The organism is Cellvibrio sp., assembly GCF_053579595.1.
In genome coordinates this window covers 1-7,652 of sequence record NZ_JBRFPI010000217.1, presented here as the reverse complement: position 1 = coordinate 7,652, position 7,652 = coordinate 1, and the positions used below count along the sequence as shown (strand labels likewise).

At 45.8% G+C, this 7,652-nt stretch carries 8 protein-coding genes; 7 read left to right on the top strand and 1 reads right to left on the bottom strand.

What is annotated here, in order from left to right; all coding sequences use genetic code 11:
• The 5 genes from ACWA6V_RS13675 to hemN all read left to right on the top strand — a co-directional run.
• On the top strand, nt 1–299 hold a 299-nt coding region (locus ACWA6V_RS13675), incomplete at its 5' end, for a helix-turn-helix domain-containing protein (RefSeq protein WP_449523013.1).
• A gap of 74 nt (nt 300–373) precedes the next feature.
• Nucleotides 374–832, top strand: a complete 459-nt coding sequence (locus tag ACWA6V_RS13670; RefSeq protein ID WP_449523012.1) for a hypothetical protein — start codon at nt 374–376, stop codon at nt 830–832.
• Between the two features lie 18 nt (nt 833–850).
• On the top strand, nt 851–1,372 hold the full coding sequence (locus ACWA6V_RS13665; protein ID WP_449523011.1) for a helix-turn-helix domain-containing protein: 522 nt from the start codon (nt 851–853) through the stop codon (nt 1,370–1,372).
• Nucleotides 1,373–1,395: 23 nt separating this feature from the next.
• Nucleotides 1,396–2,133, top strand: coding sequence for an abortive infection family protein (locus tag ACWA6V_RS13660; RefSeq protein ID WP_449523010.1), 738 nt, complete (start codon nt 1,396–1,398; stop codon nt 2,131–2,133).
• Between the two features lie 402 nt (nt 2,134–2,535).
• Nucleotides 2,536–3,927 carry an oxygen-independent coproporphyrinogen III oxidase gene (gene hemN / locus ACWA6V_RS13655; RefSeq protein WP_449523009.1) on the top strand — a complete coding sequence of 464 codons (1,392 nt, stop codon included), beginning with the start codon at nt 2,536–2,538 and terminating at the stop codon, nt 3,925–3,927.
• Nucleotides 3,928–4,027: 100 nt separating this feature from the next.
• Here hemN and ACWA6V_RS13650 read toward each other — a convergent pair whose 3' ends face one another.
• The gene (locus ACWA6V_RS13650) at nt 4,028–5,644 is read right to left on the bottom strand and encodes an antiporter (protein ID WP_449523008.1); all 1,617 of its coding nucleotides are present in this window, start codon (nt 5,642–5,644) and stop codon (nt 4,028–4,030) included.
• A 232-nt stretch (nt 5,645–5,876) separates the two neighbouring features.
• On the opposite strand from ACWA6V_RS13650, the gene narL reads away from it, so the two are divergent.
• Both narL and moeA read left to right on the top strand, forming a co-directional pair.
• Nucleotides 5,877–6,521 (top strand): two-component system response regulator NarL, encoded by a 645-nt coding sequence (narL, locus tag ACWA6V_RS13645; RefSeq protein ID WP_449523007.1) that lies wholly within the window; start codon nt 5,877–5,879, stop codon nt 6,519–6,521.
• 19 nt (nt 6,522–6,540) lie between these two features.
• The coding region (gene moeA / locus ACWA6V_RS13640; protein WP_449523006.1) for a molybdopterin molybdotransferase MoeA at nt 6,541–7,652 on the top strand (1,112 nt) is incomplete at its 3' end.

Here is a 7,652-nt window from a genome sequence, read left to right as displayed (position 1 = left end):
TCGCGCCATTCTATCCTGTCTCTATCATCGAGACAATGAAATCATCTCCTTACTCGCCTCACTACGAAAAGCTACGCCTCTGGTTAAAAAAGCAGCGGGAAGCGAGTGGCTTGACACTTCGCGAAGCCTCTCTTGCAATGGGGCGGCATCATTCGGTCCTGGGTAAGATGGAGCAGGACCGGCGGAAAATTGAAGTGCTTGAGTTTGTGAGGTACTGCCAGGTACTGGGTGTCGATCCCCATGAGGGTTTGGAGATCCTTGTTCACTCTCTTCAAGACGAGCACGATGCATCGCAATAAAAATAGCCGCATCCATCTCCACGCCAAATGATCTACACTGGCTTCTCCTGAGTAACTTCCTTTTATTGTGCGACATGGATTTACGACCATCGGTTGTCTTATTTCGAAAAGCAATCCTGAAAGCAAAAGTGGATGGATTCCAATTTGATTCACTGGATTCTTTCCCAGTTAATTGCTGCGAGTTTTCCTCGTATTTATTGGCAAAATTTCTGATTGAAAAAATTGGCTTATCATCCCTGAAAATAGTCACGGGCGAAAATCGACATAAAAAATCCCAGCGGCATATTTGGATAAAGTTTGATGATACTGACATTGATATTACCGCCAACCAATTCTCATCGACAGATAGAACGGTCATTGTTGAAGCGCATAGCCAGTGGCATCAACGATTTGAAATAATTAAAGTTGAAAACCCCAATCCGAAGTTGACACAGCTCAACAAAGAAGCCAAATCCGCATTGCTATATGATTACAAAAAAATCCTTAGCTGCCTCGCCTATAACGATGATTCAGTTCGAACGATTCAAAAATAATTGCGCAATGGAGAAGGTATGATTTCCGATATGACCAAAGCAAATATTCTGATTGCGATAGCAGAAGGCCAGTCGGTCTCTGAAGCCGCGAAGCCCTATGGACTTAGCTATGCCCAAGCGAGGGGTGCGTTATCTCGATTTTGCCCGCAGTTGAAATTACGCTGGAATCTTGAAGAAGTCCGGGTCAATCCAAAGAAATATATTGACGCAGCACTAGCGATAGTTGCCTCACCTAAAAATGCGCTCCGTAGGGTATTACGGGATGATTTGGTATTTCAGTTGAAGTTACGGTCACCCAATGAACTTACGCCGCAGTATGTCTCTAACATTGCCGCAGAAACCTTGCTTTCACATGGTGTTACCGAAACCGGACTTGTAGAAATACAAGAGTGGTTGCTTGCCAATGGATTGTCGTGCAAGCGCAAATTGCCGGAAACGGATGAATATATGCGGGTGGTTCAAAAAGCCATTATATTACTGGATGCCTTCGGATTGGATGTCTCCCACCCTAAAGCACAACTGAAAAATATTGATGAATAGTAAAAGAAATTTGGGAGAAGTTTATGGCGCATATGATACCTAACTCAGTTATTGGTGCTGTGTCTTCAGTGCTTGCTGAGTACTATCAGAGCCATTCCAAATTAAATGTGTTGTTCATGAGCGCAGGCGCGTCAGGTGAGCCACCAGAAGGCAATATGGAAACAAAGTGCAGTGCCTGGCTTAAACGGTGCAATGACGATGAATCGCTAAATCCTCTTGCAATTCTTGGATTGATCATCCAGCAATTTATGGATTTAAACCCAGTCAACTCCCAAACTGCTGAAGGTCAGCAGCGAATTGCGGAAAGTCTTGCCAGAAATCAGTTGAGTTATCAGTTAAATGGTTTTATTACCTTGGCTGGAGCAAGCCTTGCTACAAAGTCGCTAGCGGATTTTTTTAAGGCTGGTGATTTTGCATCTGTTGAAGCTGAATTTAATCGCGCGGTATCGCAATTAAATGGTGATCCCCATGCGGCGATTACTGCTGCAAGCTCCATCATTGAGGCCTTGTGTAAAACCTACATCGAAACCTTCACTCTGGAAATGCCAGCCAAACAATCTATTGCCCCTCTATGGAAAGTCGTTCAGGGTCATTTGGGATTAAGCATCGATCCCACACTGGAAGATGACCAGAAAAAAATTCTTCAGGGATTGTCATCCCTCATTGACGGCATTGGGGCTTACCGAACCCATATAGGCTCAGCTCATGGCCGAGGCTTAGAGCCTCCAACCATTGCGGTGATGGAGGCACGTCTGCTGTGAATGCATCGCATACTCTGGTGACATTTTTAATGGAGCGCTGGCATAGCTGCTTGAATCAAAACTTTACCCGCTGAATTCGCATGACATGCAAGATGGCCAGCAATCCTTAACATTATCGGCGGGCTAAGCCACAAGATGGCGCAATCTTCCGTGTGTCTTAGTGGATCTTGCTTTGTTGTTTGGCCAACCTCCAGGTTTGACTTCTCGCGCTCTAGTTGACACTCCCAAGCTACTTTCAAAATAAAAGTGGTTCGGACTAAATAAAATTTTAATGCATCAAATTATCTGGTATGCCCAGTAAATTGATACATGTCAATTGATTCTTTTACAAAAAGCGTATGCTAAAAATCTATTTCTCACAAATGGCTCTGCACTAGAGTTACCAGATATCAAGGTTGTTTTATGGCTTATTTTCAAGCTCCACTTGAATGGAATTCGGATCTTATTAGGCAATATGACTTAACCGGGCCGCGCTACACGTCGTATCCTACTGCGCCACAATTTAGTGAAAGCTTTGCTGTTGCTAATTTTAAAGCAGCGGTTGAGAGGAGTAATGCGAGCGGAAGGCCGCTGTCGCTTTATTTTCATATTCCTTTTTGCGATACCCTTTGCTTTTATTGTGGGTGCAACAAAGTCGTTACTAACAATAAAGGCCGTGCGCAACCTTATTTGGAGCGTATGGAACGGGAAATGGCGATGCAGGCAGAGCTATTTGATTCCGCGCGACCTGTCACTCAATTGCATTGGGGGGGTGGTACTCCCACGTTTATCAGTGATGACGAAATGTCTTGGCTGATGGCTGCGACACGCAAGCACTTTACATTGCTGGATGATGACGCAGGTGAGTACTCTATAGAGATTCATCCAGGGCGCGTATCGACTAACACTATGGGGCATTTGCGTAAACTTGGTTTTAACCGAGTCAGTATGGGTGTGCAGGATTTTGATTCCCAGGTTCAAAAAGCAGTAAATCGTTATAACAGTGTTGAAGATGTAAACGCTTTGGTAAAGGCACTACGCCAACAAGACTATCGCTCGATCAGTATGGATTTAATATATGGCCTGCCGATGCAAACCTTGACCAGTGTCGGCGAAACATTAAATAGAGTGATAGAACTTTCTCCCGACCGCTTGTCATTATTTAATTATGCCCATATGCCGCATCTTTTTAAGAGCCAGGAATTGATTAACGAGCGTGATCTTCCCTCAGCAGAGCAAAAACTTGAACTTTTGTATATGGCGATAGAGCGTTTGCAGGGCGCTGGGTATATTTATGTTGGCATGGATCATTTCGCAAAACCGGATGATAGTTTGGTGCAGGCACAAAGAGCCGGAAAGTTACAGCGAAATTTTCAGGGCTATTCCACACATGGCGATTGTGATTTACTCTCTTTTGGTGCCTCTGCGATTAGTGCATTCGGCAATGTCTATATTCAAAATGCTAAGCGCGTTGAGCAGTACCAAAAATCGATTGACTCAGGTGCAATCCCTTTTATTAAAGGTATTGAATTAACCAGCGAAGATCTGTTGCGGCAGTTTGTAATTAATCAGCTAATTTGTCATTTCGATTTGAATTTTGTTGCTGTTGATAATGCATTTGGTCTGGATTCACGCAGTCATTTTGCTAAAGAGTTAGCGCAATTAAAACCAATGATTGAAGATGGATTGCTCAGTATTGATGATGACGGAATTGAAGTTCTCAATGCGGGGCGGTTGCTTATTCGTAGAATTTGTATGGTGTTTGATGAGTATCTTAATAACGCATCAACAATTCGTTACTCCAAGGTAATTTAGTCAGTAATCTTTTTTGGGATAGAGTTTGAACAGGTGATGCAATCCAATCAGTAGTGCAATAGCGATTGGATTGCACCACCTGCTCAAAGTTGTCACGTTTTCAGGGATTATAAAACTCGCCTTGTTTGCGTAGATAAAACCACCAGTTTAATAACACACACACCAGATAAAACACCGCAAAACCCAGCATCGCATATTCCGGTGTGGCCGCTTTGATTTGTTCGCCAAAAACCTGCGGAATATAAAATGCGCCATAACCTGCTACCGCAGAAGTCCAGCCCAATGCCGGGCCTGCTTGCTCTTTAGGAAAAATATTGGCGATGGAACAGAAGGTTGAACCATTACCCATGCCACTTGCTGCAAACAAACCCAAGAACACCAAAAAGAAGGGCACAAAATACTGTTCAGGGGTGGCGGATTGATAGGCCATGCGCATGTAATAAGCCGCAACGATCGACAAAATCACCATGGCAATCGCACACATTTGTGTGACCAGTGCACCGCCAAATTTGTCAGATACCCAACCACCTACAGGGCGAATGAGTGCGCCAATAAAGGGGGCGATCCACGCGTAAGTCAATGCGCTTGGGCCATTCGGGTTAAGGGTATTGTGGGTCATTACCCCATCGACAGGTAGATGACTAAAACCAAAAATAACTTGAATAGACAGTGGGAAGGCAGCAGAAAAACCAATAAATGAACCAAAGGTCATTACATACAGCACACTCATTACCCAAGTGTGTTTGTTGTTAAAAATTTTGTATTGGCGATCAAGGCTGGTTCGAATAGTTCCGGGCAGCGCTTTGAGTAACATCACCGTAGCAAATAACACCAACACCAGTACCAGCTCTTTGGGAATGCCAAACCCGGAACCATTGACACTGGCAGGCATGATTAGCCACAGCCCCAGCGCTGAGGTGGCAAAGCCAATTAACATCATAGCGATAATGATCGCAAAAGAGCGCGGTGCTCCGCCTGCCAGATTGGGTGTAACCTCGGCGGTGTTGATATTGTTCATGCCAAACCAAATCGCAAAAGCGAGTGGGATGAGCAGCAGTAGCCAGACAAACCCTGCGTTTTGAATCCAGGTTTCGGTGCCTGCAGGAATAGCACCAATTAAGGTGCCGCTTGCAGATTTCAACACCATTGGGTCACCACCCAGTGCGCCAAAGGCGCCAAAGGTCATAAACAACGGTACCAGAATTTGCATGCTGGTCACACCGAAATTACCTAACCCGGCATTTAGGCCAAGCGCTAATCCCTGTTGCTTACGCGGATAAAAAAAACTGATGTTGGACATGGACGCGGCAAAATTGCCCCCGCCAATTCCGGAGAGCAGCGCCATTAATTGAAATACCCAAAATGGTGTAGTTTGATCCTGCAATGCCAGCCCAGTGCCAATGGCAGGTAGCATCAATAAACTGGTGGTTAAAAAAATGGTGTAGCGGCCACCACATAAGCGAATAAAAAAACTGGCTGGAATACGCAGCGTCGCTCCGGTCAAACCGGCAATCGCCGCGAGGCTGAATAAATCGCCGGCCTGATAGGGAAAGCCAAGGTTCAACATTTGCACGGTGATAATGCTCCACTGCATCCACACGGCAAAGCCACAGAGTAAGCTTGGAATTGAGATCCACAAATTGCGATTGGCAATTGCTCTCCCGCGTGAATCCCAGAACGTTTGCTGTTCCGGTTCCCATTGTTTTAGGTCAGACATGTGAAGCCCTCGGTCAAAAAAGTTGTTTTCGCGCAAGGATCACTATGGCTCTGCGCAGATATGGAAACTATTCAACCTCAGTGTTAAGTTGCGGTATTAGAGGTGTTAGCTTGCCTACCCAATAGGGGTAGGTGTAGTTGATCTATCTACCCACAAATGGGCATGTGCTGCCCTTAGGTTCTGCAAGCAGTTAAACTGCAGATAATGATGTATTGGTATTGAGGAGAGTCTTGTGTCAGAAACGGCCGCGAGCATTATGTTGGTGGACGATCACCCTTTATTGCGTAAAGGGTTGCGTCAGCTTTTAACACTGTCGGGTGAGATGGAAGTAGTAGCCGAAGCGAGCAATGGCAAAGATGCGATTAAATTGGCGAGTGAACTTGACCCTGATTTAATTTTATTGGATTTGAATATGCAGGGCATGGATGGTTTGGAAACGCTACGCCATTTGCGCGATGAAGGTGTCACTTCGCGCATTGTGATGCTCACCGTGTCCGATGCCGATGAAGATGTGCTCAGTGCAATTTCAGCGGGAGCAGATGGCTATTTGCTAAAAGACATGGAGCCGGAAGATATGCTGGTGCAAATAGAACGCGCCTTGTCCGGCAAAATGGTGTTGAGTGAAGCAGTCACCCAAGTGCTCGCTACCGCCATTCGCAATCCCAACACAAAAGGCGCAGTGGGTAGTGACAGTCTCACCCAACGTGAATTGGAAATCCTGAAATTAATTGCCAAAGGTATGAGCAATAAAGTCATTGCGCGCGAATTGGCTATTTCTGACGGCACTGTCAAAGTGCACGTTAAACATTTGCTGAAAAAATTGCATTTGCGCTCACGCGTAGAAGCAGCCGTGTGGATGATTAATCAACAAAATTAATGTTCAGTAGAGTGTGTTTATGGATTGTTGTTCACAGCCTGGCTTGTTACCTGTGCAAGATGCGTTGTTGCGAATACATCAACAATTAATTCCTGTACAGGAAACCGAATGGGTTGATTTGGCGCTTGCATTAGACCGCATTCTCGCAGAATCAGTGTTGGGCAATATTAATGTTCCTGCCAGCGATAACTCCGCGATGGATGGTTATGCGCTGCGCACGAGTGATGCACAAACTGAAGGCGCTTTGTTTGAGGTAATTGGCCAGTCGCTGGCCGGGCACCCCTTTCGTTTTAGCGAACGCGAGGAGGCGCAGTCAGTGCTCGGTAAAATGCAGGCTGTGCGCATTATGACCGGAGCGATGATTCCGGCGGGCGCCGATGCCGTGGTGATGCAAGAAAATGTTACGCTTACTGCGCAAACACTGCAGCTGAACAAACCTGTGCTGCAAGGCGAAAATATTCGTCGCGCCGGTGACGATATAAAAAAAGGCAGTGAAGTTCTGGGTAAGGGCCATCGTATTAGTGCGCTGGATATTGGTTTGCTTGCATCGCTGGGGATTGCGCGCATCAAGGTGTGGCGGAAGTTGCGTATCGCTGTGTTATCGACGGGCGATGAGTTGTTGTTACTTGGTAGTGCGCACGCAGAAGATAAAATTTATGACAGCAATCGCCCTTTGCTATGCGCACTCTTGCAACGATTAAACGTCGAAATAAAAGATATGGGCATTATCGCCGATGATTTGCTGGCACTTCGCGCAGCGTTTATGCACGCTGCACAATGGGCTGATGTCGTCATTTCTACCGGTGGGGTCTCTGTAGGTGATGCGGACTACACCAAAACAATATTGGAAGAGTTAGGCCAAATTGACTTCTGGAAAGTCGCGATGAAGCCGGGAAAACCTTTTGCATTTGGCCGTTTAGGGGCAGGTTGGTTCTTTGGGTTGCCGGGCAACCCTGTTTCAACAGCGGTCACTTATCATCAGCTTGTTGTGCCAGCGGTGCGATATCTAGCGGGTGAGAAATCGGTTGAATCAGTGCAGCTGAATGCTATCGCAAAACAATCCTTTAAAAAGCATCCTGGGCGAATGGATTTTCAGCGTGGAATTTTAGCGAGTGAGCAAGGTGTGAATAC